Annotated in this window: 21 protein-coding genes; 11 read left to right on the top strand and 10 right to left on the bottom strand. The window is 63.2% G+C overall.

All coding sequences use genetic code 11. From position 1 onward, the window contains the following. Positions 1-39 precede the first annotated feature (39 nt). Complete coding sequence (cysS, locus tag NJ69_RS06325) at positions 40-1,422, bottom strand: cysteine--tRNA ligase (protein WP_039577208.1); 1,383 nt, start codon at positions 1,420-1,422, stop codon at positions 40-42. Between the two features lie 9 nt (positions 1,423-1,431). Continuing rightward, positions 1,432-3,132: a glutamine--tRNA ligase/YqeY domain fusion protein gene (locus NJ69_RS06320; protein WP_039577206.1), complete on the bottom strand. Its 1,701-nt coding sequence runs from the start codon at positions 3,130-3,132 to the stop codon at positions 1,432-1,434. Between the two features lie 247 nt (positions 3,133-3,379). On the opposite strand from NJ69_RS06320, the gene NJ69_RS06315 reads away from it, so the two are divergent. Both NJ69_RS06315 and lpxH read left to right on the top strand, forming a co-directional pair. After that, on the top strand, positions 3,380-3,880 hold the full coding sequence (locus NJ69_RS06315) for a peptidylprolyl isomerase (RefSeq protein WP_029614696.1): 501 nt from the start codon (positions 3,380-3,382) through the stop codon (positions 3,878-3,880). Continuing rightward, positions 3,877-4,599, top strand: a complete 723-nt coding sequence (gene lpxH / locus NJ69_RS06310; protein WP_039577204.1) for a UDP-2,3-diacylglucosamine diphosphatase — start codon at positions 3,877-3,879, stop codon at positions 4,597-4,599. The genes NJ69_RS06315 and lpxH overlap by 4 nt, the downstream gene beginning before the upstream one ends. A 44-nt stretch (positions 4,600-4,643) precedes the next feature. On the opposite strand, the gene NJ69_RS06305 is transcribed toward lpxH, so the two are convergent. Then, a complete protein-coding gene (locus tag NJ69_RS06305; protein ID WP_052192012.1) occupies positions 4,644-6,986 on the bottom strand; it encodes an acylase in 2,343 nt (780 codons plus the stop codon). A 237-nt stretch (positions 6,987-7,223) separates the two neighbouring features. On the opposite strand from NJ69_RS06305, the gene NJ69_RS06300 reads away from it, so the two are divergent. Beyond that, complete coding sequence (locus tag NJ69_RS06300) at positions 7,224-7,559, top strand: fe2+ zn2+ uptake regulation protein (protein ID WP_240327006.1); 336 nt, start codon at positions 7,224-7,226, stop codon at positions 7,557-7,559. A 19-nt stretch (positions 7,560-7,578) separates the two neighbouring features. On the opposite strand, the gene NJ69_RS06295 is transcribed toward NJ69_RS06300, so the two are convergent. Then, positions 7,579-7,767 (bottom strand): hypothetical protein, encoded by a 189-nt coding sequence (locus tag NJ69_RS06295; protein WP_029614693.1) that lies wholly within the window; start codon positions 7,765-7,767, stop codon positions 7,579-7,581. Positions 7,768-7,920: 153 nt separating this feature from the next. Between NJ69_RS06295 and NJ69_RS06290 the strand changes: the two genes are divergently transcribed. The 4 genes from NJ69_RS06290 (at position 7,921) to NJ69_RS06275 (ending at position 10,340) form a co-directional block, all read left to right on the top strand. Beyond that, entirely contained in the window at positions 7,921-8,379 is a 459-nt protein-coding gene (locus NJ69_RS06290) for a hypothetical protein (protein WP_039577199.1), read from the top strand. 231 nt (positions 8,380-8,610) lie between these two features. Next, on the top strand, positions 8,611-8,991 hold the full coding sequence (locus NJ69_RS06285) for a Mor transcription activator family protein (RefSeq protein WP_039577197.1): 381 nt from the start codon (positions 8,611-8,613) through the stop codon (positions 8,989-8,991). Positions 8,992-9,026: 35 nt separating this feature from the next. Beyond that, entirely contained in the window at positions 9,027-9,695 is a 669-nt protein-coding gene (locus tag NJ69_RS06280; protein ID WP_080754722.1) for a DUF2589 domain-containing protein, read from the top strand. A gap of 99 nt (positions 9,696-9,794) precedes the next feature. After that, a complete protein-coding gene (locus tag NJ69_RS06275) occupies positions 9,795-10,340 on the top strand; it encodes a DUF2589 domain-containing protein (RefSeq protein ID WP_039577194.1) in 546 nt (181 codons plus the stop codon). Positions 10,341-10,379: 39 nt separating this feature from the next. Here the strand turns inward: NJ69_RS06275 and NJ69_RS06270 are convergent, their stop codons facing one another. Genes NJ69_RS06270 through NJ69_RS06260 form a run of 3 tightly spaced genes read right to left on the bottom strand, consistent with a single transcriptional unit; the run spans position 10,380 to position 16,486 of the window. Next, positions 10,380-14,054, bottom strand: a complete 3,675-nt coding sequence (locus tag NJ69_RS06270; protein WP_039577191.1) for a translocation/assembly module TamB domain-containing protein — start codon at positions 14,052-14,054, stop codon at positions 10,380-10,382. Beyond that, the gene (locus NJ69_RS06265) at positions 14,051-15,793 is read right to left on the bottom strand and encodes an autotransporter assembly complex protein TamA (RefSeq protein ID WP_039583126.1); all 1,743 of its coding nucleotides are present in this window, start codon (positions 15,791-15,793) and stop codon (positions 14,051-14,053) included. Before NJ69_RS06265 ends, NJ69_RS06270 begins: the two co-directional genes overlap by 4 nt. Positions 15,794-15,844: 51 nt before the next feature. After that, a complete protein-coding gene (locus NJ69_RS06260; protein ID WP_039577189.1) occupies positions 15,845-16,486 on the bottom strand; it encodes a GNAT family N-acetyltransferase in 642 nt (213 codons plus the stop codon). A 162-nt stretch (positions 16,487-16,648) separates the two neighbouring features. On the opposite strand from NJ69_RS06260, the gene xthA reads away from it, so the two are divergent. Then, positions 16,649-17,461 carry an exodeoxyribonuclease III gene (gene xthA / locus NJ69_RS06255; RefSeq protein WP_039577187.1) on the top strand — a complete coding sequence of 271 codons (813 nt, stop codon included), beginning with the start codon at positions 16,649-16,651 and terminating at the stop codon, positions 17,459-17,461. 18 nt (positions 17,462-17,479) lie between these two features. Here the strand turns inward: xthA and NJ69_RS06250 are convergent, their stop codons facing one another. Together NJ69_RS06250 and NJ69_RS06245 are read right to left on the bottom strand one after the other, a co-directional pair. Further along, positions 17,480-18,352 (bottom strand): alpha/beta fold hydrolase, encoded by an 873-nt coding sequence (locus NJ69_RS06250; RefSeq protein WP_039577184.1) that lies wholly within the window; start codon positions 18,350-18,352, stop codon positions 17,480-17,482. A 20-nt stretch (positions 18,353-18,372) separates the two neighbouring features. Further along, positions 18,373-18,993, bottom strand: a complete 621-nt coding sequence (locus NJ69_RS06245) for a LysE family translocator (protein WP_039577181.1) — start codon at positions 18,991-18,993, stop codon at positions 18,373-18,375. A 212-nt stretch (positions 18,994-19,205) separates the two neighbouring features. Between NJ69_RS06245 and NJ69_RS06240 the strand changes: the two genes are divergently transcribed. After that, positions 19,206-19,685, top strand: a complete 480-nt coding sequence (locus NJ69_RS06240; protein WP_039577178.1) for a GNAT family N-acetyltransferase — start codon at positions 19,206-19,208, stop codon at positions 19,683-19,685. A 509-nt stretch (positions 19,686-20,194) separates the two neighbouring features. On the opposite strand, the gene NJ69_RS06235 is transcribed toward NJ69_RS06240, so the two are convergent. Continuing rightward, a complete protein-coding gene (locus tag NJ69_RS06235; protein ID WP_037027819.1) occupies positions 20,195-20,716 on the bottom strand; it encodes an MgtC/SapB family protein in 522 nt (173 codons plus the stop codon). Positions 20,717-20,844: 128 nt separating this feature from the next. On the opposite strand from NJ69_RS06235, the gene NJ69_RS06230 reads away from it, so the two are divergent. Both NJ69_RS06230 and ccoG read left to right on the top strand, forming a co-directional pair. Continuing rightward, on the top strand, positions 20,845-21,081 hold the full coding sequence (locus NJ69_RS06230) for a DUF3203 family protein (protein WP_029613288.1): 237 nt from the start codon (positions 20,845-20,847) through the stop codon (positions 21,079-21,081). Between the two features lie 121 nt (positions 21,082-21,202). Continuing rightward, complete coding sequence (gene ccoG / locus NJ69_RS06225) at positions 21,203-22,609, top strand: cytochrome c oxidase accessory protein CcoG (RefSeq protein WP_039577175.1); 1,407 nt, start codon at positions 21,203-21,205, stop codon at positions 22,607-22,609. The last annotated feature ends 32 nt before the right edge of the window (positions 22,610-22,641 follow it).

The raw sequence follows: 22,641 nt of genomic DNA, 5'->3' as shown, positions 1-22,641 counted from the left end.
TTTTTACATCGGTCGCAGGCTAAACGCCCGCAGCGCGACTCAGTCGGCCAGGCGCCAGGTGGTGGTGCCCTTGCTGTCTTCCAGGACCACGCCCATGGCGGTGAGCTGGTCGCGAATGCGGTCCGACTCGCCCCAGTTCTTGTCCGTACGCGCCTGCAGGCGCGCCTGGATCAACGCTTCGACCTCGGCAGCATCGACCTTGCCTTCGGCACCGGCGCGCAGGAAGTCGTCGGCCTCCAGTTGCAACACGCCCAGCACGTCGCCCAGCTCACGCAGACGACCGGCCAGCCCAGCAGCGGCCGCAGGGTCGCTTTCGCGCAGACGGTTGATTTCACGCACCAGGTCGAACAGCACGGCGCAGGCTTCGGGGGTGCCGAAGTCGTCGTTCATCGCCACGGCGAAACGTTCGACGAAGGCTTCGCCCCCCTTGGCCTCGACCCGTGGCAGGCCGCGCAAGGCGTGGTAGAAGCGCTCCAATGCACCCTTGGCATCGCGCAGGCTGTCTTCGGAGTAGTTGATGGCGCTGCGGTAATGGCTGGCGACCAGCAGGTAGCGGACCACTTCCGGGTGATACTTCTGCAAGACGTCGCGAATGGTGAAGAAGTTGTTCAACGACTTGGACATCTTCTCGCCATTGATGCGAATCATGCCGCAGTGCATCCACGCCGCCGCATAAGGCTTGCCGGTCGCGGCCTCGCTCTGGGCGATCTCGTTTTCGTGGTGCGGGAACTCCAGGTCGCTGCCGCCACCGTGGATGTCGAAGCTTTCGCCCAGGCAGCAGGTGGACATCACCGAGCACTCGATGTGCCAGCCCGGACGACCTGCCCCCCACGGCGACTCCCAACTCGGCTCGCCGGGCTTGGCGCCCTTCCACAGCACGAAGTCCAGCGGGTCTTGCTTGGCCTCGTCGACTTCGATGCGGGCGCCGATACGCAGGTCTTCGATCTTGCGCCGCGACAGCTTGCCGTAGCCGACGAACTTGCCGACCCGGTAGTACACGTCGCCATTGCCCGGTGCGTAGGCATAGCCCTTGTCGATCAGGGTCTGGATCATCGCGTGCATGCCGGCGATGTGATCGGTGGCGCGCGGTTCCTGATCCGGCGGCAGGATGTTCAGACGACGCTCGTCTTCGTGCATGGCATCGATCATGCGCGCGGTCAGCGCCTCGAACGCCTCGCCGTTTTCATTGGCGCGGTTGATGATCTTGTCGTCGATGTCGGTGATGTTGCGCACGTACGTGAGCGCGTAACCGCTCTTGCGCAGCCAGCGGGTGATCAGGTCGAAGGCCACCATGCTGCGACCGTGACCCAGGTGGCAGTAGTCGTACACGGTCATGCCGCAGACGTACATGCGCACGTTGTTGCCGTCCAGGGGTTTGAACGCTTCCTTGGTCTTGCTCAGGGTGTTGTAGATGGTAAGCACGAAGGTTCCTCAGCTGCCCCACGAATCGCGCAGGGTCACGGTGCGGTTGAACACCGGACGTCCTGGCTGGCTGTCTTTCAGGTCGGCGCAGAAGTAGCCTTCGCGCTCGAACTGGAAGCGGTCTTCAGGCTGGGCGTGGCCCAGCGAAGGCTCGGCACGACAACCGGTCAGCACCTGCAGCGATTGCGGATTGATGTTGTCCAGGAAGCTGCCGCCCTCCTCGGTCTTCTCCGGGTTGGGCGAGCGGAACAGGCGGTCGTACAGGCGCACGTCGCACTCCACGCTGCCTTCGACCGGCACCCAGTGGATCACGCCCTTGACCTTGCGACCTTCGGGGTTCTTGCCCAGGGTGTCCGGATCGTACGAGCAGCGCAGCTCGACGACGTTGCCGTCGGCGTCCTTGATGGCTTCGTCGGCGCGGATCACGTAGCTGCCGCGCAGACGCACCTCACCGGCCGGTTCCAGGCGCTTGTAGCCTTTGGGCGGCGCTTCCATGAAGTCGTCGCGGTCGATGTACAGCTCTCGGGCGAACGGCAACACGCGCACGCCCATGTCTTCCTTGGGATGGCGCGGCAGTTCGAGTTGCTCGACCTGGCCCTCGGGGTAGTTGGTGATGACCACCTTGAGCGGACGCAGCACGCACATGGCACGCGGCGCGGCGCGGTCAAGGTCGTCACGGATGCTGAATTCGAGCATCGACATGTCGACCACGCCGTCGGAGCGGTTGGTACCGACCATCTCGCAGAAGTTGCGAATGGATGCGGGGGTGTAGCCACGACGGCGGTAGCCGGACAGCGTGGACATGCGCGGGTCGTCCCAGCCGTCGACATGCTGCTCGTCCACCAGTTGCTTGAGCTTGCGCTTGGAGGTGATGGTGTAGTTCAGGTTCAGGCGGCTGAACTCGTACTGGCGCGGGTGCGCCGGCACTGGCAGGTTGTCCAGGAACCAGTCGTACAGCGGGCGATGGCCTTCGAATTCGAGGGTGCAGATCGAGTGAGTAATGCCTTCGATGGCATCCGACTGACCGTGGGTGAAGTCGTAGTTGGGGTAGATGCACCAGGTGTCGCCGGTCTGGTGGTGGTGGGCATGACGGATACGGTACAGGATCGGGTCGCGCAGGTTCATGTTCGGCGACGCCATGTCGATCTTGGCGCGCAGCACACGCTCGCCATCCTTGAACTCGCCCGCCTTCATGCGTGCGAACAGGTCCAGGTTCTCTTCCACGCTGCGCTCGCGGAACGGGCTGTTCTTGCCCGGTTCAGTGAGGTTGCCGCGATACTCTTTGGCTTGCTCGGGCGTGAGGTCGCAGACATACGCCTTGCCGCGCTTGATCAGCTCGACCGCCCAGTCGTGCAACTGCTCGAAATAGTCGGAGGCAAAGCGCACCGGACCGGTCCACTCGAAGCCCAGCCACTTGACGTCCCGCTGAATCGCGTCGATGTACTCCTGGTCTTCCTTGGCCGGGTTGGTGTCGTCGAAACGCAAGTGGCAGGCGCCACCGAACTCCTGGGCCAGGCCAAAGTTGACGCAGATCGACTTGGCGTGGCCGATGTGCAGGTAACCGTTGGGCTCCGGCGGGAAGCGGGTGACGATGCTGCTGTGCTTGCCCGAATCCAGATCGGCCTGGACGATCGGTCGCAGGAAGTTCGCAGGGACGGCGGGGGCGCCTTTGGCAGCGGCGTTGGTCGCGTTGTCGGTGGGCTTGCTCATAGGATCCTTGAATGCAGATGTCCGGTCCGGGTAGGCCGATTGAATCAAAACGCCTATCATAGCCGAAGCAGTCAAGCCGCTGACAGCCGGGCACGGACAAACTGGCGCGATTTATCGTGATGCCCGCGCGGCGCCGGCCAGATCGAACCCTGCACACCTTGTGCCGTCACAGCTTCGTGCCGCGTCAGTTCGTGCAAGCACGCTGCATACCCCTATTCCCCAATGCCTTGAAAGAGCGAGTTTCAGCATGACCCAAGTCAAACTGACCACCAACCACGGCGACATCGTCCTGCAACTGAACGCGGAAAAAGCACCGAAGACCACGGAAAACTTCGTTCAGTACGTCAAGGACGGTCACTACGACGGCACCGTCTTCCACCGCGTGATCAACAACTTCATGATCCAGGGCGGCGGTTTCGACACGGCCATGAAACAGAAGTCGACCCGTGCTTCGATCCAGAACGAAGCCGACAACGGCCTGAAGAACACCAAGTACAGCATCGCCATGGCCCGCACCATGGAGCCGCATTCGGCTTCCGCGCAGTTCTTCATCAACGTATCCGACAACGACTTCCTCAACCACAGCGGCAAGAACGTGCAAGGATGGGGTTACGCGGTGTTCGGTGAAGTGATCGAGGGCCGCGAAGTGGTCGACGCGATCAAAGGCGTGAAAACCGGTTCCAAGGCTGGCCACCAGGACGTCCCGAGCGAGGACGTGATCATCGAGAAAGCCGAGATCGTTGAGTGATCCTGCTGATCTCCGATCTGCACCTGCAAGAAGAACGCCCGGACATTACCCGGGCGTTTCTCGATCTGCTCGACGGTCGCGCACGGCAGGCCCAGGCGCTGTACATCCTGGGCGACTTTTTCGAGGCCTGGATCGGCGACGACGCCATGACGCCCTTCCAGCTTTCGATCTGTCAGGCCCTGCGCACGCTGGCCAACAGCGGCACGGCGATCTACCTCATGCACGGCAACCGCGACTTTCTCATCGGCCAAGCCTTCTGCCGCGCGGCCGGCTGCACATTGCTGGCCGACCCGAGCGTGGTCGAGCTTGACGGCGAACCGGTGCTGCTGATGCATGGCGATACGCTGTGCACGCGGGACGTGGGCTACATGAAGTTGCGCCGCTACCTGCGCAATCCGCTGAGCCTGTGGCTGCTGCGGCACCTGCCACTGACCCTGCGCCAGAAGCTGGCACGCAAGCTGCGCAGCGAGAGCCAGACGCAGACGCGCATGAAGAACACCGAGATCGTCGACGTCACGCCGGAGGAAGTCCCTCGCGTGATGGCCGAGCATGGCGTGCGCACCCTGGTTCACGGCCACACCCACCGCCCTGCCCTGCACAAGTTGCTGGTCGACGGGCAGCCTGCCCGGCGCATCGTGCTCGGCGACTGGGATCGCCGCGGCTGGGCGCTGCAGGTCGATGACCAGGGCATGCAACTGGCGCCGTTCGAGTTCACCTGAGTCGTGAAGACCCTGAGGTGCTTGCTCAGGGTCATCGGCTGGGTCTAACGGGTTGTCGCCTCCGACACAGGCTCATCACGCTCACCGACTCGGTATTCCCGGTAGTGCGGATCAGCCTTTATCTGCGCGTCGGTGAACGGTATCGGTGCCAGTTGCCCGGCAGCGAAGGCGCGGGTCTGATCGAATGCGTGCGCTGACGCCGACTCGCTCGATTGCGAAAACACCAGCAAGCCCTCGGCCTGCGGCCCCTGATCGGTGAAGCTGACGACCTGCAGGTAACTGGTGCCGCTGACCACCAGACGCTTGCCCGGGCCCATCGGCACACTGACCATGGCGTTGTACACCCCCAGTGCCTGTGGCCCGCCCGGCACCGGTGTACCGTCCGCCGCCTGCTGCACCTGCCCCCAACGCAGCGTATTGTCCAGCCCTTGTTCGTGCACCTGCGTCATCGATGCCAGCGCCGCGTCATGCAGCAACCGGCGTACCGCCAGTTGCTCGACCGCCAGGCCACGCGGCGTGTGCTGAGGATCGGCAGGATCGAACGCGACGCGCCAGACCTGCGGCTGGTCGGCCAGTGCTTGCAGGATATTGGCGAAATGCACCAGCCCCAAGCCGCTGTCGGCCCTCGCCTTGCCATCCCACGCTCGAAGACTCGTGCATACGGCCTGCACATCGGCTTGCGCGCCTTCGCACCAGCGCAGTAACGCAGGCAGTTCCTGAGTGGCCAGGTACACCTCATCGTCGAAAACCAGGCCACGCAACGCCTGCGCATCGAGCTTGCCACGGCCCTGCAGGCGTTCCAGGGCAAATCGGCTGCGCTGACCCAGCGGCTGGTCCTGACGACTGATCAGCGGCGAGAACCCGGTCAATGGCTGGGCCGGGTTCACCTGCCAGGCGGAGTCGTTGGAATTCTGCACGAAATCAGCGCGCTCCAGACTCGGTTGCAGGTGCGCGGGAAAAATGCCCGGCTGGGCAGCGGCCGGGTCGATCTTCCAATCGCACGCGCTACGCGAACCGTCCAGTACGACCAGCGGGCCGGCTTGCGCCGCATCGCTGCACTGGGCCAGCAGCGCCTGATCGACATAGGGCACCACCGACTGATTCAAGTACAACGCTCGGCCGCTGCCGTCGACCGCCAGCGTATTGACCCAGGGAATGCCCTGAACAGACGCCACGGAGGTCTTCAGGACATCGATGCCACTGGCCTTGTTGATGCCGTACCACTGCTCCAGCACACGCTTGTTGTCGAGGTTGGCATCGCGCAGGGCATAGGCGTGACGCCCATCCCAGTCCAGGCGCCCGGGCCACTGCACCACCGGACCGAAACGCGACACATGGATCTGCCGCTGCACCGGTTCGAGCGTCCCATCCGCACGCTTGACCAGGACTTTGAGCGTGCGCTGCTGCAGGGGTAGCGACTGGCCATCGACCTGATAACGGGTGGCATCCTTGGGGTCGAGTTGCAGCCGGTAGAGGGTGAAATGCTTCGAGGTGTCCACCGTGTGGGTCCACGCCACGTCCCGGTTGAAGCCAATGTTGATCACCGGCAAGCCTGGCAGCGCGGCGCCCATGACGTCCAGTTGGCCGGGAATGGTCAGGTGCATCTGGTAGAAGCGTAGCCCGCCGACCCAAGGAAAATGTGGGTTGGCCAGCAGCAAGCCATGACCGTTGGCCGAGCGCTGGGCACCGATGGCAATGGCGTTGCTGCCCCGCTCGCTGGCGAAGGCCTGCTGGCGCGCCAATGCCCAGCCGAAGTCGCGCGTGCTCGAAACGTGCGACACAGAAGGCGGGGTCGCTGCCACCAGGGCTTCGGCGAACTGACCGATGCCCCCTTCGGCCAACAGGCGGCGGGTCAACTTGACCAAGTCCAGCTCGGTGATCGGCCTGAGCCACTCGCCCGTCCCGCATTCCACTGGCAAGCCCTGTTGGCGGCGCTCGGCCAGCGCTCGGTTGTAACCCGCCGCGTAACCTTGCAGACGATCGCGGATGGCGCCGGACTGCGCCTGAAGGAAATCCTTCACCGTATCGCCGTCATTGAGCCAGGTGAAGAACAGGTCGCTGTCGAGATTGTCGCGCTGCTCGACGGTCTTGCCTTCGGCACCGAAGAACTTCGAGCGCTCACCATTGACGGTGAGCACTTCATTGGCCAGCAGGCACAGGTTGTCCTGGGCGTAGGCATAGCCGATACCGTAGCCCAGGCCGCGTTCGTCATTGGCCAGGATGTGCGGTACGCCGAAGCTGGTACGGCGGATCTGCGCCGAGGCCTCGCCTGCGCCTTCGCGCGCCAGGGCCACGACTGCCGTACTGCTCAGGGCCAAGGCCACCGCCAGGCACGACAAGGGACGCGATAGTGTGATCACGGACACTCCAGGAAAAATGGGGATCATCCCGATCAGACGAGTCGCTGGATGAAAATTTTACGCAGTACAGGTATTCGAAGCGTCTTGTAAGGCAGGCAAGGTGGCGGAAAGCCATGCGGTCTGCGGCATCTTTTTTAATCTGGATCGTTGCAGATCTGCTTTGCTGGTTCGTCTTAGTAGTCAGGCATTCAAGATTTCAGGACCATCAGGAAAAGGAGCATCCGCATGTACAACCCGCCACTACAGCCGCAGCGACATCGCTCGATGGAACGCGCGACACCTGAGGCGAGCGCCGATACACCGGAGCGCGTAGGCAACGAGCAGATTCGCGAGCTGTTGCGCGCCTATGGCCTGCGCACCAGCCTGATCCGCCTCAAGGTCATCGACGCGCTGCATGCGGCCGATCGTCATGGGCGCAGCATCGGCGTGCGTGGCGTGCACGCGCAACTGGAGCAGTTGGATATTCCGCTGTCGTTTCTCAGCGTGCGCGAAGTGCTCAAGCGGCTGTGCAGCGAGGGCGTGATCACCCTCGGCGCGGACAAGTGCTACAGCCTGCAGCCCGAGGCACGTGCGGTGCTCGAACAAGGCGCCGGACGCTGAAGGCGACCGGCTAGCGGGCTCAGGTCTTGACCTTGCGCCGCATGATGCCGTTGATCACCACCACCACCACGGCGATGCCGATGGCCAGGTACTGGAACGTCTGCTCGCTGATCGTACCCTGCTTCTGCAAGTGGCTCAGGCCGAACAACGTCGCCATCATCACCGCAATGGTGAGAATCGAATACTTGAAGCGCTGCATGTGTGTCATCGGCAATTCCTTGGGACATCTGGGACAAGAGGCTCCTGGGGAGCCGCGCCTATGATACATCTGCCCCCCCTCAGACGAGACATTTCCTGCTGACCTGCGCGCAGCGTGCCTGAAACCATGGACTCCCGGCTACTTTCACGCCTTGGAGCCCCCATGACGCGCATCCTGCTCCTCAGCACCCTGCTGATCGTTCACCCTACCGCCCATGCCATCGATACTGCCCTGGTTTCTCGCGAACGCCTGCTCGAACTGGGCGCGCTCCTGGAAGCCGACAGCGGTTCAAGCCAATGGCAAATGCTCTGGCAACGGGTACGCAGCAGCGGTTTTTTCCTCAACCAGCCCGGGCAACTGCACTTCACCGTCAGTCCTTCGCAGTTGCCGGCCATGGCACGCCTGACGCTGGCGCGGGCAGACCAGGTCGAACCGTTCGCCGACACTCACGTGCGCTACCGCCGCGGGTTCGCACCGCTAGTGGTCGGCCAGCGGGGCGGCCAGGCGCTGGAGGCCTTGTGCGTGGACGTCGACTGGCGAGCCCTGCCGGTGAGCAGCGCCAGCCTGCCGCATGCCTATCTCAAGCTGATCACGCTTCGCAGGGCCTATCCCTGCGACTAACAGGGTGCACTGCCCCATCGACCCTTTTGCCGAGCCCCATTCCAGCAAAACCGGACCCGGTAGTGCCCAGGGCATGCAACGTCCTACACATGCGGACCCAGATGCCTGCAAGTACCGATCAATTGAAACTACAACCTGCCGGCCGCTTGGCGCCTAGGAATGGTTGACGAGGGTGACTGAAAATCCTCACGACACCACTGCTCGGGCCCAATGGACCCAAGGAAAATGCACATGGAAATGCCAGACCTGACCGCCGTCGACGTCGCCCAACTGCCCCACTCGCTGCAATCACTGATCGAGTGCATCGGGCTTGAAAACGCCTATCGGTTGACCTGTGCCTACGGCGGACGCCCGAAATACATCCCCAAACACCGGGATCGCACACGACTGGCCGACGTGCTGCCGGCCGATGCGCTCGACGCGCTGATCAAACGCTATGCCGGTATCGCGCTGGAGATCCCCAAGGCCGATCACTTCCAGCGTCAGCTGCGTAATCTGCAGATCCAGAAAGAAAGCGCCAACGGCCTGTCGCGCAGCCTGCTGGCGGACAAGTACGGGCTGAGCCTGCGCCAGATCGGCAACATCCGGCGCCAGGACAACCATGCCCACTGAACCCCGTTTCCCTGAACCCATGAGGTCGCCCACCCATGTCAATCGATAGCAATCTGATAGGCTCGGTCATCAACGCCTTGCCGATGGACCGCATGATCGCCGGTCCGTTACAGGCGATGATTCAAGCCCAAGTCACAGCGAGCAAGTCATACGCCGATTTCCTGCTGAATGTCTGCATCAAGGACGGCAAGGCCGTTGCCATCCAGTTCGACTACGACGAAACCTTGGTCGGCCAGGATGGCGGCTACCAAGGCACCGTCAAGAAGAGCTTGAGCGTGCCGTTGCTTGCGGCCATCACGCATCCGAACATTGCGATCGAAGAAGGTCGCATCGAATTCGAGATGACAGTGAACCAGATGGCCGAAGACCGCTCCAGCAAGGATGTTCAAGGCAGCCTGGAGGCCTCGCTGGGCTGGGGGCCGTTCAAGCTCGATATCAAAGGCAGCGTGACTCACAAGTCGGAGCAGACTCGTAAGACCGACACGCGCGCCCGGTACGCGTTCAGCACCAGCGTCCGCCGCCAGGGCCCCCCCGAAGCGATGATGCGCGTGATCGACTACCTGACCGATGCGGCTACCAAGCCGTCACTGCTGCCCGGCGCAACACTGGATAACCCGGACAAACTGCCTGATGCGTCCGTCACCCCTGCACCGGGGCAAAAGCCGCAGTCGGACCAAGGCGCGCCGCAAACCGAGGCCCCTTGAACGCTGCGTGTGATAACGATCGCCGCAGGTACTTTTACCTGCGGCGCTTTGACAGGAGTCCGATGAGTGGACAGTCCAGACGGTCACCAGCCATCACCCATGACCTCGAGCGATCTTCGCGACGTCACGCGTGGCCTTCAAGAAGCGGCCGCCGCAACCAACACACTGATCGCTCAGCAGTACCTGAGGCTGTTCGATCAATTCTTCGACTTCGACCCGGAACAACCCGGCCTACCGATGCGCGCCAAGATGGTCGAGGTGGCCATGGACGACGCCCACCTGCTGCGCATTCCGCTGATCGCGCTGGTCTCACCCAAAGGCCTGGCACTGGAGCGCATGCAGGTGGACCTTTCAGTCCACGTCAAGGACGCACAGGCGCGCCAGGAGGCCGTACGCCAGGCCAGCGACCCGGCGTCCTGCTCGCACTTCAAGGTCACCGTTGGCGCCCAGGCGCGTCGCGGCGAAGGGCGCGACCCCGACGAAGTGCAGATTCGCATGCAGTTTCACGCCTGTGAGCCGCCCGAGGCGATCAATCGACTGATCGAGGAATACACCAATCTTATTCAGCCGGTGCGTAAACCGCGTCCACCGACCAGCCCTGAGGCGGACAGCAACGAATTCATCGAGGCGGCCACCGTACGTTGAAGGCTGACGTCGCGGCGCCCCGGCCTGGGGCCCACGATCTTAGAAATCTCGCTTGTAGAAGATGTCCAGCGAGCTTGCCAATCCACTGGCGGCTTCCACGTACACTTTCTTGCTGAGCTTGTAGCGCAGGGCGATGGTGCTGGCCGGCTCGAACACGCCGACCCCATAGCGCAGGCTCAGGCGCTCGGTCAGGTTGCCGCTGGCGACCACGCTGGTGCTGTTGCCCGAGCCTTGGGTATCAAGCTGGAAGTCATCGATGCCCAGCCGCGAGGCCAGGCCACCGGTGAGGCCGGCACTGCCGGCGAGCCCCAGGCCCAACGCCGCCTCCGCGAGCATGTTGTTGTCTTCCCCGGAATTGCCCAACGGACGCCCGAGTACCAGGTAGGACAACGCCTGCTCCTGGCTCATGGCCGGTTCCGAGAACACCGTGGTGGTCGGTTGCTCGGCGCTTCCGCTGAGGCGGATACCGGCAGTGACCTCGTTCACCTGACGAATCGCTTCGATGTCCAGGTAGGGCTGGTCGATGGGCCCGGCGAATAGCAGCCGGGCGCGGCGGATGGTCAGGCGCTGGCCATAGGCACGGTAGCGACCGTCGGCCAGACTCAGCTCGCCGCGGGTATCGAGGTTGTCGCCGATGTGTACATGACCCAGCAGATTGGCGGTCAGGCCGAAACCGCTGAACGACAGCTTGTCGCGACCGACCTCGACGTCGATGTCCATGGCCACCGCCATGGGTGCCTCGCCCTGCTCGGTCTGCTGACCGACGATCACCGTGTCATCCGACACCTTGACCGTGGAAGGCGGCAACTCGCGCACGGTGATCTTGCCTTTGGGCACCTGCACCTTGCCGGTCACCGCCAACTTCTCGCCAGCCAGGCGAATCCGCAGGTCGGGCGCGACTTCGAGCGCCGCGTACGGCTCGACGCTGACCGGCAGTTGCTGGCCCTGGAGCCGCAGATCGACGGCCAATGCCTGACCCCAGGTCATGTCGCCGGTCAATTGCCCGCGACCGGCCTCGCCGCTGCGCCAGTCGCCGTTGATCTGCACCTGCTCACCGGCGATCAGCGCCCGCAGCGACAAGGCTTCCAGGCTGACCGGCAATTCGGCGCCACTGACGTGTCCGCCGCTGAGCTGGACAGTGCCGTTGACCTGCGGCGCCAGCAATGTGCCGGACAACCGACCCTCGCCATTGAGCTGGCCAGCCAGGCGCTCGACCATCGGCAGGAACGGACGGGCGATCGACAGATCGACGCCGGAGAGGCGGAAATCGCCAGACAATGGCTTGTCGCGCCCCAGAGGATCGATGCGCGTGGACAGGTTCAACTGACCCAGCCGCTCACCCCGGAACACCAAGGTGGTGTCCACCTGACGCGGTGCCAGGGTGCTGTCCAAGCGCAGCGTCTGATAAGGGAAATCGACCCAGCGACCACTGTCGCGCACGCGCAGCGTGCCGCCACTGGCATCCACGCGCACCGTACCCTTCGGCCCACTGGCCGGGATATCCAGGTTGATGTCGGCGTTGAGCATGCCTTGCCAGGCGAAGTCCTTGGGTAACCACGGGGCCAGGCTGTCGATGGGGAACTGTTTGAGGTGATAACGCAGTCGCGGCTCCGGCGCCAGGCGCTGGTCGTCACCGCACAGGCTGGCCTGGCCGGAGCGCCAGCAATGGCTGGCGAAGTCGATCTGACCATTGGCCAGGCGCTGCAAGCGCGCCGGGGCCTGTAGTTGCCAGTCCTGGCCGCCGGCCTGGACCCGGCCGCTGGCCAGCCGACCGCGCCAGTCGCCCTTGGCCAGCGTGCCGTCGAGCGCAAGGTTCAGCTTGAGTTGCGGGCCGTCGAGCGCAAGGCTCAGCGCCTGCTGACGAATGTCGCCCTTGCCGCTGAGGTCCAGATTACCCAAGGCGGTCTCGCCCAGGCGGATAGCGCCGACCTTGAGCGTGACCACGCCTCGCTGGGCATTGTCCAGGCGCGCGTCCAGGTCCAGCCGTTGAATGCGATTGTCGGCCTGGGCCAATTGCTGCCCCTGCAGCGTCAAACTACCCTGCGGGGCCGCCAGGGTTCCGGCCAGATCGAGGCGGCCTTTGGCCTGGCCTTGCAGGCGCGGCCAGAGCTGCCCCAAACGGGGCAGGTCGAGATCGATGCGCCCGGCCAGGCGCTGCTGCAGGCTGCCGCTGCCGGTAATACGGTTGTCGCCCAACTGGATCGCCAGCGTGCCCAGGGTCCAGGCATCCCCTGCCCCCTTGGCGTTTGCCTTGAGCTGCGCAGGTTGACCACGCAGGCGCCCCTTCAGATCGAGCTCGGCATCGAGCTGCAACCGCTCGTTCTTCAACTCACCCTTGCTGCGCAGCGGTCCTGCCAGCGCACCTGGCAGTTCAGCGACCCAATAGGCCGGGTCGAGTGCCGATACGTTCAGATCGACATCCCACGCCAGGGTATCGGCGAACTGGATGCCGACGCTGCCCGCCGCCCGCCCTTGACCAGCCACCAATTCGAGCTTGGGCAAACGCACCTGGCCCAGATCTCCCGCGAACGGGCTGGCCACACTGAACGCCCCCGCCGGGCCTTCCAGATTGCCGGTGAATTCGCCCTCGTAGCGGCCGTCGCGATACGCCATCTGCGCCTTGAAGCGCTTGAGTGTCACTTCTGGCGCCTCTGGCAGCGGGTACAGGCGCAACCAGGGAAAATCGAGCCAGTCGACAGTGGCATCGGCCTGCACGCCCTGCTCCCAGTCAGCCGTGGCCTGAAGCCGGAGGCGCTGCGTGTCACTGGCGGTCAGGTCCAGGGCATCGAGGCGCGCTCCTTTGGCATCGACCTTGCCGTTCAACGCCAGCGCGATCGGCCCTTGCTCGGCCGGCAGGCTCGCCGTGCCCTCGAGCCGATAACCCTCGAGCAGATCCCCGGTTGCCAACAGTTGAAGTTGGTTCAGTTGCAGCGGTGCCGGCAACGCTGCAGACGGCCGGAACCCATCGGCACGAATGCGCAGCCTTGCGGGCACATGCTCGGCCAGCGCTTGCAGCTCACCGTCGATTCTGGCTTGCAGGTAACCGCTGCTGGTGCCGTCGAGCGCCAGCGTCTTGAGCAGATCGCCTTTGGCGTTGAGCACCAACTGCCACGCCTGACCATCAACCGCAGGCAGTTGCAGCGTGGCATCGGCATCGAGCGGCCAATCGCCCTCGGGCAACACGGTACCTTGCAGGCTCAGGTGCAGATCGTCGCGCTGCAACTGCAAGTGGTCGATGCGCATGCCCTGTCCGGTCCAGTGCGCCGCCAGTTGCAGATCGCCGAGCAAGTCGCCGCCATCGAGGCGCAGTTGGCCCACCTTGACCTCACCCAACTCGATGGCGATCGGCAAGCGCAGGTCAGGCAGTTTCAGAGGACCACTGTCGGTCTGCTCGGCGCTGGGGGCAAAGGCCATGTCGATACGCTCGGCCTGCAGGCGCTGGACACACAAGGTGGCGCGCAACAAACAGGCAGGCGACCAGTGCAGTTGCGGCGCCTGCAGTTCGACGCGGCTTGCGTCCTGTGTCCAGACCAGGCGACTGGCCTGCCATTGCCCGCCCAGCGTGCCTTGGAAGTCGTCGACCTGCAGGCCCGGCACCCAACCTAGCACCCAGCGACTGCCCGCCTGGGTGCCGAGTACCAAGGTCAGCGCGAGCACCATCAACAGCAGCAGGCCGAGCAGTCCCAACAGCAGCGGCTTGATCACTCGCCTCACAGTTCAGGCCCCATGGAAAAGTGCACACGGAACCCGCCGTCATCATCGAGCGCACGCGCCAGGTCCAGGCGCAGCGGACCGACTGGCGACACCCAGCGCACGCCGATGCCGACCCCTGTCTTGAGGCTGGGCAGCTCCAGCGAATTGAAGGCGTTGCCTTGGTCGACGAAGGTTGCCACGCGCCATTTCTCCGTGATCGAGTACTGGTATTCGACACTGCCGGCAACCAGGTAACGGCCACCGATGCGGTCACCCTGGCTGTTCTTCGGCGACAGTGTCTGGTAGTCATAGCCGCGCACGCTCTGGTCACCACCGGCAAAGAAACGCAGCGACGGCGGCATTTTCTTGTCATAGCCGTTGGTGGCGCTGCCGCCGAATTGCACACGCCCGAGCACGCGATGGTTTTGCCCCAAGGTGGTCAGGCCCTTGAGCAGGACGTTGCCATGCACCAGGTTGGTATCGGACACCAGCCCTTCCTTGGCCACCTGGACGTCGAACTGCAGGCGGTAACCATTGTGCGGGTCGATGCGGTTGTCGCTGCGCAGGTACGAGTAGCTAATGCCAGGCATCAACAGGTTGCTCAGGCCAGAGTCGTCACCCAGTCGGTATTCCTCGCGCTGGTACTTGAGTGAAATCACCCGCTGCCAGCCGCTGGGCAGCTTGCTGTGCCACTCCGGGCCGACCGTCAACAGTTTGCTCAACGTGTCGGTGCCAGAGAGTTCTTCGTTCTGGTAGCCACCGGCAAAGCGCAGTTTGTCGGTCAACGGTGGGTCCAGGGGTACGTCATACCAGAGGCCGACGTTCTGTCGGGGGCCGGAAATCTCGGTTTCCCAGCCATAGCTGTGGCCCTGAGGGTTGACCCAGTGCCGCGTCCAGTTAGCTTTGCCGCGCGGCCCGACATCGGTGGAAAAACCCAGGCCCAGACCCAAGGTGCGCGGTTTGCGAGTATCGAGTTGCACCGCCACTGGCACCACGTCGTTCACGGCTGCCGTGGGCGCAGCATCCACCCGCACGCCCTCGAAGTAGCCGCTGGACTGCAGGTCGTTGTTCAGTTCGGCGACCAGTTCCGAGTCATAGGGCGTACCGGGTTTGAAGCCCACCATGCGCTGCAGCAGATCGTCGTCCAGTGGCGCGTCGCCGCCGAAGGTGACCTTGCCCAGGCGGTAGCGCGGACCGCTCTGATACACCAGCTCAATATCGGCGACCCCGGCGCGGGGATCCACGGCCAGGCGTTGGCGGGCAAACCGACCGTCGAAGAAGCCATAGCGCGAGGCCTGGTTCTGGATCAGGCGCTTGGCGTCCTCGTAGGCACCGTGATTCAGTTGCTCGCCTTGACGCAAGGCCCGGCTGTCCGGGACTCGGAACGCCTTCAGCTCGCTGGCCGGACCTTCGATACGGACTTGCACATTGCGCAGGCGCACCGGCTCGCCGGGCTCGACCCGGATGATCAATTGCAAAGGCTGATCAGGCTTGCTCGGGGGCTGGACCTGGGCGTCGATCTGCGCCTGGTAGTAGCCCAGCGCCTGGGCCGCCTTGCGCGCCTGTTCCTCGGCCCCGCGACTGAAGCGCAGCAAGGCGTCCTCGTCACGATCGCCGAGACTGCCGATATAGCCTTCAATGTTCGCCTGCAGCGCCTTGTTGGCCGGTTTGACCCGCACCACCAATTCGCTCTGGCCCCACGCTGTACAGCTGGCGGCGAGCAACAGCACGCCCCAGCCAAATCGTCCTGAATACGTCATGGCGGGCATGCTACCAGAGCGAAGCGGCAGCGTAAGCCGCGCCTGTCGCGATCAAGACGCTATCGTTTTGACTGACGACGGATTCGGATTGAAGAACACCCGTTCGTTGACACTGCCGAGTGCAAGCTCTCCAACCTCCTGATACCCCATGCGCTCGCAGAACCCGTAGTAATGCGGGTTGCCGGTGCTGAGCACGACGCCTTGCGTCTCCAGGTCCTTCGCGCACCAGTCATGCACCGCCTGCAAGAGTTGTTCGGCGTAGTGCTGGCCCTGTACCTGTGGATGCACGCCCAGCAACGACAGCACATGCACTTGCTGGGTTGGCAGGCAGGCGGCCAGCGCTGCCTGATACGCCAGGTAGCGACGGGTGCTGCGCCGACCTGCACCGATCAGCATACGCAGGCGCCACATCCAACTGTCGGCCACACCCAGACGGCGCTGGGGCGGCGCGATCAATGCCACGGCGATCAAGCGGTCGTCGACCAGCAAGCCCAGCGCCGGCAGTTGCATATAGAAGTGCTGGCGCACCCAGGCGCGTATCATTGCGCGCAATCGCCGCTGGTAACCGCCGCGTTGGGCGTCGAACAGCCAGGCGAAGGTCGGCTCCGAGGGATAAGCGTCATAGAGCAGCCTGCGCACTTCGCGGCGATAACCATCGTCGAGCAGGCAGAGGCGGGCTGGGGCGGCGGACATGGCGAAGATCCTTCTGGAAGGTGCGGGTCAGAGCTTTTGAGGCACGCCGTGGCGCATCGTTCCACCGTCGTTGCGGTACTGAAGAGCCGCCCAGAAGCTCAGGCTGGTGATGACTGCGGATGTCAGCTAGCATCCCTGGCTTTTACCAGGACCGCCTTAGCCATGAAGATCGTCTCGTTCAACATCAACGGCCTGCGCGCCCGCCCGCACCAGTTGGCCGCGCTGATCGAGAAGCACCAGCCGGATGTCATCGGCCTGCAGGAAACCAAGGTTAGCGACGAGCAGTTCCCGCTGGCCGAGGTCCAGGCCCTGGGCTATCACGTGCACTTTCATGGGCAGAAAGGCCACTATGGCGTCGCCCTGCTCTCGCGGCGCGAACCGCTGTCGCTGGTCAAGGGTTTCAGCACCGATGAAGACGATGCCCAGCGCCGTTTCATCTGGGGCACCTTCGCCGATGACAATGGCGCCGCCATCACCATCATGAACGGCTACTTTCCCCAGGGGGAAAGCCGCGACCACCCCACCAAGTTCCCCGCCAAGCAACGCTTCTACAGCGATCTGCAAGCCTTGCTGGAGGGCCAGTTCCACAACGACCAGCCCTTGGTGGTGATGGGCGACGTGAACATCTCCCCCCAGGACTGCGACATCGGCATCGGCGCGGACAACGCCAAGCGTTGGCTCAAGACCGGCAAGTGCAGCTTCCTGCCGGAAGAGCGTGAATGGATGGAACGCCTCAAAGGCTGGGGTCTGGTCGACAGCTTCCGCCACCTGCACCCAGAGGTGGCGGACCGCTTCAGTTGGTTCGATTACCGCAGCCGCGGTTTCGAGGACGAGCCCAAGCGTGGCCTGCGCATCGACCTGATCATGACCTCGCAGGCGTTGCTACCGCGACTCAAGGACGCCGGCGTGGACTACGAACTGCGGGCCATGGAAAAACCGTCCGACCATGCGCCGATCTGGCTGGAGTTGGCTTGACCGCCGTGCATCGATGAGTCAAACGCGCAGAAAGGCCTCGACCTGCTGCGCGGCGCTCACCGGATCCTGTTGCATGAAGCAGTGCCCGCCCGCGACCGACTGCTCACTGGCATGGCGATTGCGCGCCGCCAGGCGTCGAGCCGACTCGGCTACGAACGGATAGCTCTGTTCGCCGTGCAGGATCCGCGTCGGCGTGACGATCTGCTCCAGGCTCGGCCACAGCCGCGACGGCCAGGAACTGAATACCTCCACCTCGCGGCTGGGCCGACACTTGAGCACCACGGCATTGGAACAATCGCCCAACGCGTGGCCCACATAAGCCTGCAGCGACGCTTCGCTCCACCCTTTGAAGATGCCCCGTCCGTGCAGCGACGCCAGCGCCGCCTCGCGGTCCGGCCAGTGACTGCGCCGGGTGGCGGCTTTGCGGGCCAGGCCATGTCGGCGATTCAGGCCCAACAGCGCCAGGATGCGCATGACCGCGATCATGCGTGGGCTGAACAACACCGGGTCGAGTAGCACGGCACGCGCGAACAACTGCGGCTGCCGGGCCAGAATCAGTGCGGTCAGCACGCCACCGAAACTGTGCCCGGCGGCATACCGCGGTACCTCGCCGAATATCGACCGCCCCGCCTCGAAGGCTTCTACCACCAACTCCGCTGAGCGGTTCCAACCGCGAAACGCCCCGCCATGATCGCTATCGCCATGCCCCTGGACATCGCACAGCCACAGGTCGAAATGCTCGCCGAGGCGCATCAGCAACGGCTCGTAAGCCAGGCAACAGAAGCCGTTGCCATGCAGAAAATGCAACAGCGGCTTGCCGCTGGGTGCCGAGTGCCAGCCTCGCAAGGTGAAGCCGTCGGAGCAGTCGTGGGACCAAGGAATCAATTGCATCGGGAGCGGCACTCGTCGAACTACGAAAACGACGATTCTACAAACAGCAGCGGATACAACGAAATCACCAGCAACACGGCCATCAGGACATTGAACAGCACCAGCCAGCGAGGATTGCGCAGCACGTTGCGCAGCGCGCTGCCGAACATGACCCAGATGCCGACGCTCGGCAGATTCACGAACGCGAACAGCACGGCAATCACCACGACGTTCACGGCATAGCCCTGGGCTGGGGTATAGGTGGTGATTGCCCCAACAGCCATCACCCAGGCTTTTGGATTGACCCACTGGAAGGCCGCCGCGCCCCAGAAACTCATGGGGCTGCGCGTGCTCTGAGCCTCGCCGGATAGCGGGCCGGAGGTGGCGATTTTCCATGCAAGGTACAGCAGGTACGCCGCGCCGACATAGCGCAGCACGCTGTACAGCGGCGGCCAGGCCTTGAAGAGCTCACCCAGGCCAAAACCCACACCCAGCACCATCAGCATGAAGCCAATGCTGATGCCCATGGCATGGGGAATCGAGCGACGGACACCGAAGTTCACTCCCGAGGCAAGCAACAAGGTGTTATTCGGCCCTGGGGTAATGGATGAAACGAAGGCGAAAAGAATGAAGGCGCTGAGTAGTTCGTAGGAGCCAAGCATGGCGTGCAAGTCCGTCAGAGGATGATTATCGAGTCGCACAACACTAGCGATCCTTGATCGCCCCCAACCCATACAGTTATGGAAAATTAGCCCATAACACATAACTGTTCATCTACTGATGCCCCCGCCCCTCCAAAACCGACCAGTCTCAGAGACTCGGCAACGCCAGCCTTACCCGCTACGCTAGGCGCTTGTCTTTCAAGGAATGCCCCATGAGCCTGACCATTCGTCCAGCCCAGCGCAGCGACGCCGCACAGATCCTCGATTTCATCACTGAGCTTGCGGACTACGAGCGAGCCCGAGACCAGGTGGTAGCCAGCGTCACCGACATCGAACGCAGCCTGTTCGATGACGGCAGCACCGTACACGGACTGATCTGCGAACGTGACGGTCAGCCCATCGGCTTTGCCGTCTTCTTCTATAGCTACTCCACCTGGTTGGGCCGCAACGGTATCTACCTCGAAGACCTGTACATCACCCCTGAGCACCGTGGTGACGGCGCCGGTCGCCAACTACTGCGCCACATCGCCCGCGAAGCGCTGACCAAAGGCTGCGCACGCCTGGAGTGGAGCGTACTGGACTGGAATGCGCCAGCCATCGGCTTCTACGAGGCTCTGGACGCGCAAGCCCAGTCTGAATGGATTCGCTATCGGTTAGAGGGCGAGCGTCTGCACAACTTCGCCGCAGGGTGATGCATGGAAGGCAAGTGGGCGATGTGTTACCCGCACAGCGTCGGCGGCCGCCAAGCGGGTAACACGGAAACAATTCGAGAGGTTCGTGCGCGCTCCCCATACTGCCAAAAAACAGCAAATCATTGATTTAAAAGGAAATTAAAAAGTTGGCACGCCACCTGCTATGTCTTTGGCACAACAAAAATAAAAAATCGCGACACACCCAATAAAAACAACATGCACCGGCTCTGACATAACAAGAACAACACGGCAGAGGCGCAGCAAGCAGATTTTTTTGGAGTAGGCAGCAATGTGGGGCTCGCCCCCGGTTCGACACAGAACAACAAAACTACCTTCAGGTAGCGACAGTCAGGATCGAATGCAGGCCAGCGCTCAAAAAAATACGTTTGCTCTTGGCCCCAGATAGGGGCCCGGCTACACCGGAACCGGCTGACAAAAACAACAACAGGCCGGTTTGAATAATAATAAAAGAGCAGGCAACAACACCTAGAGGGGAGCTTCGGCTCCCCTCAGTGTTTCCGACCACCCTCCTCGTCCTTCTTCTCCTCGTTCTCGTCTTCCACCTTGCCGACCAACAGCGGCATGCTGGCCAGTACCAGCAATGCCAGCACGGTGCTCACCAGGGCCGTAGCCTCACGCCCCATGCCCGCAGCCGTGCCGATGGCGGCCGTCATCCACAGCCCCGCAGCAGTGGTCAGGCCCTTGACATGACTGGTGTCACGTCCATTGCCCTTGAGGATGGTGCCTGCACCGAGAAAACCAATGCCTGCAACGATGCCCTGGATCACTCGACTGAGCGCCTGATCGTCTGCACCGGCCATACCCGGCGCCAATACGAACAACGCCGCGCCCATGGACACCAGCATGTGGGTGCGCACACCCGCCGATTTCCCACGATGCTCACGCTCGAAGCCCAACACGGCCCCAAGCACTGCGGCCATCATCAGACGCACGACGATCCGTGTGACCTCGCTTTCATCGGTAATGTCGGCGAATTCGGCCACTACCGCCTGCCAGACGTTTTCCCAGATCCGCTCCACGCACAGTCCTCAGAAGGCTTCATGGAAGGTGGACCGCACACCCTGCCAGGAGTGCGACGGCGATGCAGAAACCTCGCCACCCACAAGGTCAAAGACTTAAACCACAGGAGAGAAAGGCCATGCCCGTACACATCGACGACCACAAGCGCTGCACCTTGTCCGGTGACACCGTCACCATCGAAGGCCTGGGCCACGAGGTCGAGATCGTCACCGACGCGCACCTGCGCATGTCGGTGGCCATTCTCGCCGGCGAACGCTTCCCGATCACCGAAGCCGAGGCCGATGCGCTCACCGTGGCAGGTGCGGTGGATAGTCGCAGACATCTGAAGAACAGTGGCCCAGGCTCGATAATCTAAGGGTTCGAGTGGGTTACAGCGCTTTCTGATATGGTTTTTATCGCCCGACCTGAGCCTGTGCTGAAAACAGATCGGGGGCCATAGTGCCCGGGCCTGATAGAGGCCTGATGAGCGAACCACCATGAGCGAGAGAGTGCCCTTCCGAGTCATCCACATCGAACCCGCCGCCACGCCAGCACGTCAGAACGCTGACGGGCAGATCCAGACCCGCAGCTTCAAAGGCGTATACCGCAACATGCGCATCGGTTTCGCCGGCCTGCTGTTCGCGCTGTTCTTCGCTACCGCCTGGCTGAACTGGAACGGGCGCCAGGCCGTGCTGTGGGACTTGGCCGAGAGCAAGTTCCACATCTTCGGCGCCACGTTCTGGCCGCAGGACTTCATCCTGCTCTCTGCGCTGCTGATCATTTGCGCCTTCGGCCTGTTCGCCATCACCGTATTCGCTGGACGGGTCTGGTGCGGTTACAGCTGCCCGCAGAGCGTCTGGACCTGGCTGTTCATGTGGTGCGAGAAAGTCACCGAAGGTGACCGCAACCAGCGCATCCGCCTGGCCGCCGCACCCTGGAGCCTCAACAAACTGGCTCGCCGTGCTTCCAAGCACGGCCTGTGGCTGGCGATCGGGGTGATAACCGGCCTGACCTTCGTTGGCTACTTCACACCCATCCGGGCACTGGCCAGTGAGCTGTTGAGCTTCGAGCTGGGGGGTGTCGCACTGTTCTGGATCCTGTTCTTCACCGCTGCCACCTACCTCAATGCCGGTTGGCTGCGCGAAGCGGTATGCATGCACATGTGCCCGTATGCGCGTTTCCAGAGCGTGATGCTCGATAAGGATACCCTGGCCGTGGCCTACGACCCGCGTCGCGGCGAATCGCGCGGCCCACGCAGGAAAGGCAGCGACCCGCGCGCGCAGCAATTGGGCGACTGTATCGATTGCACCTTGTGCGTGCAGGTCTGCCCCACCGGCATCGACATCCGCGACGGTTTGCAGATGGCCTGCATCGGCTGCGCGGCCTGCATCGACGCCTGCGACACAGTCATGGACAAAATGGGTTACCGGCGCGGCCTGATCGGCTACAAGTCCGAGCACAGCCTGCAGGGTGGCACCACCCACTGGCTGCGCCCGCGCCTGCTCGGCTACGCCACGGCCCTGGTGGTGATGATCGGCGCACTGGTGATCGCGCTGCAGATGCGGTCGATGGTGTCCATGGACGTGATCAAGGACCGCGGACTGTTCCGCGAGAACGCCCAAGGCCAGATCGAGAACATCTACTTGCTCAAGATCATCAACAAAACCCAGCAACCGCAGCGTTACGCGCTGAGCCTGGTCGATGCCCACGGTTTCGTCCTGCAGGGCAAACGCGAGCTGTCCATTGCCGCCGGGGAGATGAGCGAATTGCCGGTGTCCGTGGCGATGCTGGCCGAGCGACCTGCCAGCAGTTCGGTAGACCTCACCTTCGAAGTGCAGGACCTCGACCAGCCGCAGGTGTACAGCCGCGCGCGCAGCCGATTCGTCGCGCCTCTGAACCGCTGATCCCTTACACTGCCGCCCACCTTGCGTGCCCA

The sequence above is a fragment of the Pseudomonas parafulva genome (assembly GCF_000800255.1).
In the GTDB taxonomy this organism is placed as follows: domain Bacteria; phylum Pseudomonadota; class Gammaproteobacteria; order Pseudomonadales; family Pseudomonadaceae; genus Aquipseudomonas; species Aquipseudomonas boreofloridensis.
The sequence above is the reverse complement of the archived record's forward strand: the minus strand, read 5'-3'. Positions and strand labels throughout refer to the sequence as shown.

Excerpts from the sequence above, each read along its gene's own strand:
- NJ69_RS06315 (WP_029614696.1), top strand. The coding sequence starts at position 3,380 with ATGACCCAAGTCAAACTGACCACCAACCACGGCGACATCGTCCTGCAA.
- NJ69_RS06320 (WP_039577206.1), bottom strand. The coding sequence starts at position 3,132 with ATGAGCAAGCCCACCGACAACGCGACCAACGCCGCTGCCAAAGGCGCC.
- xthA (WP_039577187.1), top strand. The coding sequence starts at position 16,649 with ATGAAGATCGTCTCGTTCAACATCAACGGCCTGCGCGCCCGCCCGCAC.
- NJ69_RS06295 (WP_029614693.1), bottom strand. The coding sequence starts at position 7,767 with ATGACACACATGCAGCGCTTCAAGTATTCGATTCTCACCATTGCGGTG.
- NJ69_RS06280 (WP_080754722.1), top strand. The coding sequence starts at position 9,027 with ATGTCAATCGATAGCAATCTGATAGGCTCGGTCATCAACGCCTTGCCG.
- NJ69_RS06250 (WP_039577184.1), bottom strand. The coding sequence starts at position 18,352 with ATGCAATTGATTCCTTGGTCCCACGACTGCTCCGACGGCTTCACCTTG.
- NJ69_RS06230 (WP_029613288.1), top strand. The coding sequence starts at position 20,845 with ATGCCCGTACACATCGACGACCACAAGCGCTGCACCTTGTCCGGTGAC.
- NJ69_RS06245 (WP_039577181.1), bottom strand. The coding sequence starts at position 18,993 with ATGCTTGGCTCCTACGAACTACTCAGCGCCTTCATTCTTTTCGCCTTC.
- NJ69_RS06275 (WP_039577194.1), top strand. The coding sequence starts at position 9,795 with ATGACCTCGAGCGATCTTCGCGACGTCACGCGTGGCCTTCAAGAAGCG.
- NJ69_RS06300 (WP_240327006.1), top strand. The coding sequence starts at position 7,224 with ATGGAACGCGCGACACCTGAGGCGAGCGCCGATACACCGGAGCGCGTA.
- NJ69_RS06265 (WP_039583126.1), bottom strand. The coding sequence starts at position 15,793 with ATGACGTATTCAGGACGATTTGGCTGGGGCGTGCTGTTGCTCGCCGCC.
- NJ69_RS06290 (WP_039577199.1), top strand. The coding sequence starts at position 7,921 with ATGACGCGCATCCTGCTCCTCAGCACCCTGCTGATCGTTCACCCTACC.
- NJ69_RS06240 (WP_039577178.1), top strand. The coding sequence starts at position 19,206 with ATGAGCCTGACCATTCGTCCAGCCCAGCGCAGCGACGCCGCACAGATC.
- ccoG (WP_039577175.1), top strand. The coding sequence starts at position 21,203 with ATGAGCGAGAGAGTGCCCTTCCGAGTCATCCACATCGAACCCGCCGCC.
- NJ69_RS06260 (WP_039577189.1), bottom strand. The coding sequence starts at position 16,486 with ATGTCCGCCGCCCCAGCCCGCCTCTGCCTGCTCGACGATGGTTATCGC.
- NJ69_RS06305 (WP_052192012.1), bottom strand. The coding sequence starts at position 6,986 with ATGATCCCCATTTTTCCTGGAGTGTCCGTGATCACACTATCGCGTCCC.
- NJ69_RS06285 (WP_039577197.1), top strand. The coding sequence starts at position 8,611 with ATGGAAATGCCAGACCTGACCGCCGTCGACGTCGCCCAACTGCCCCAC.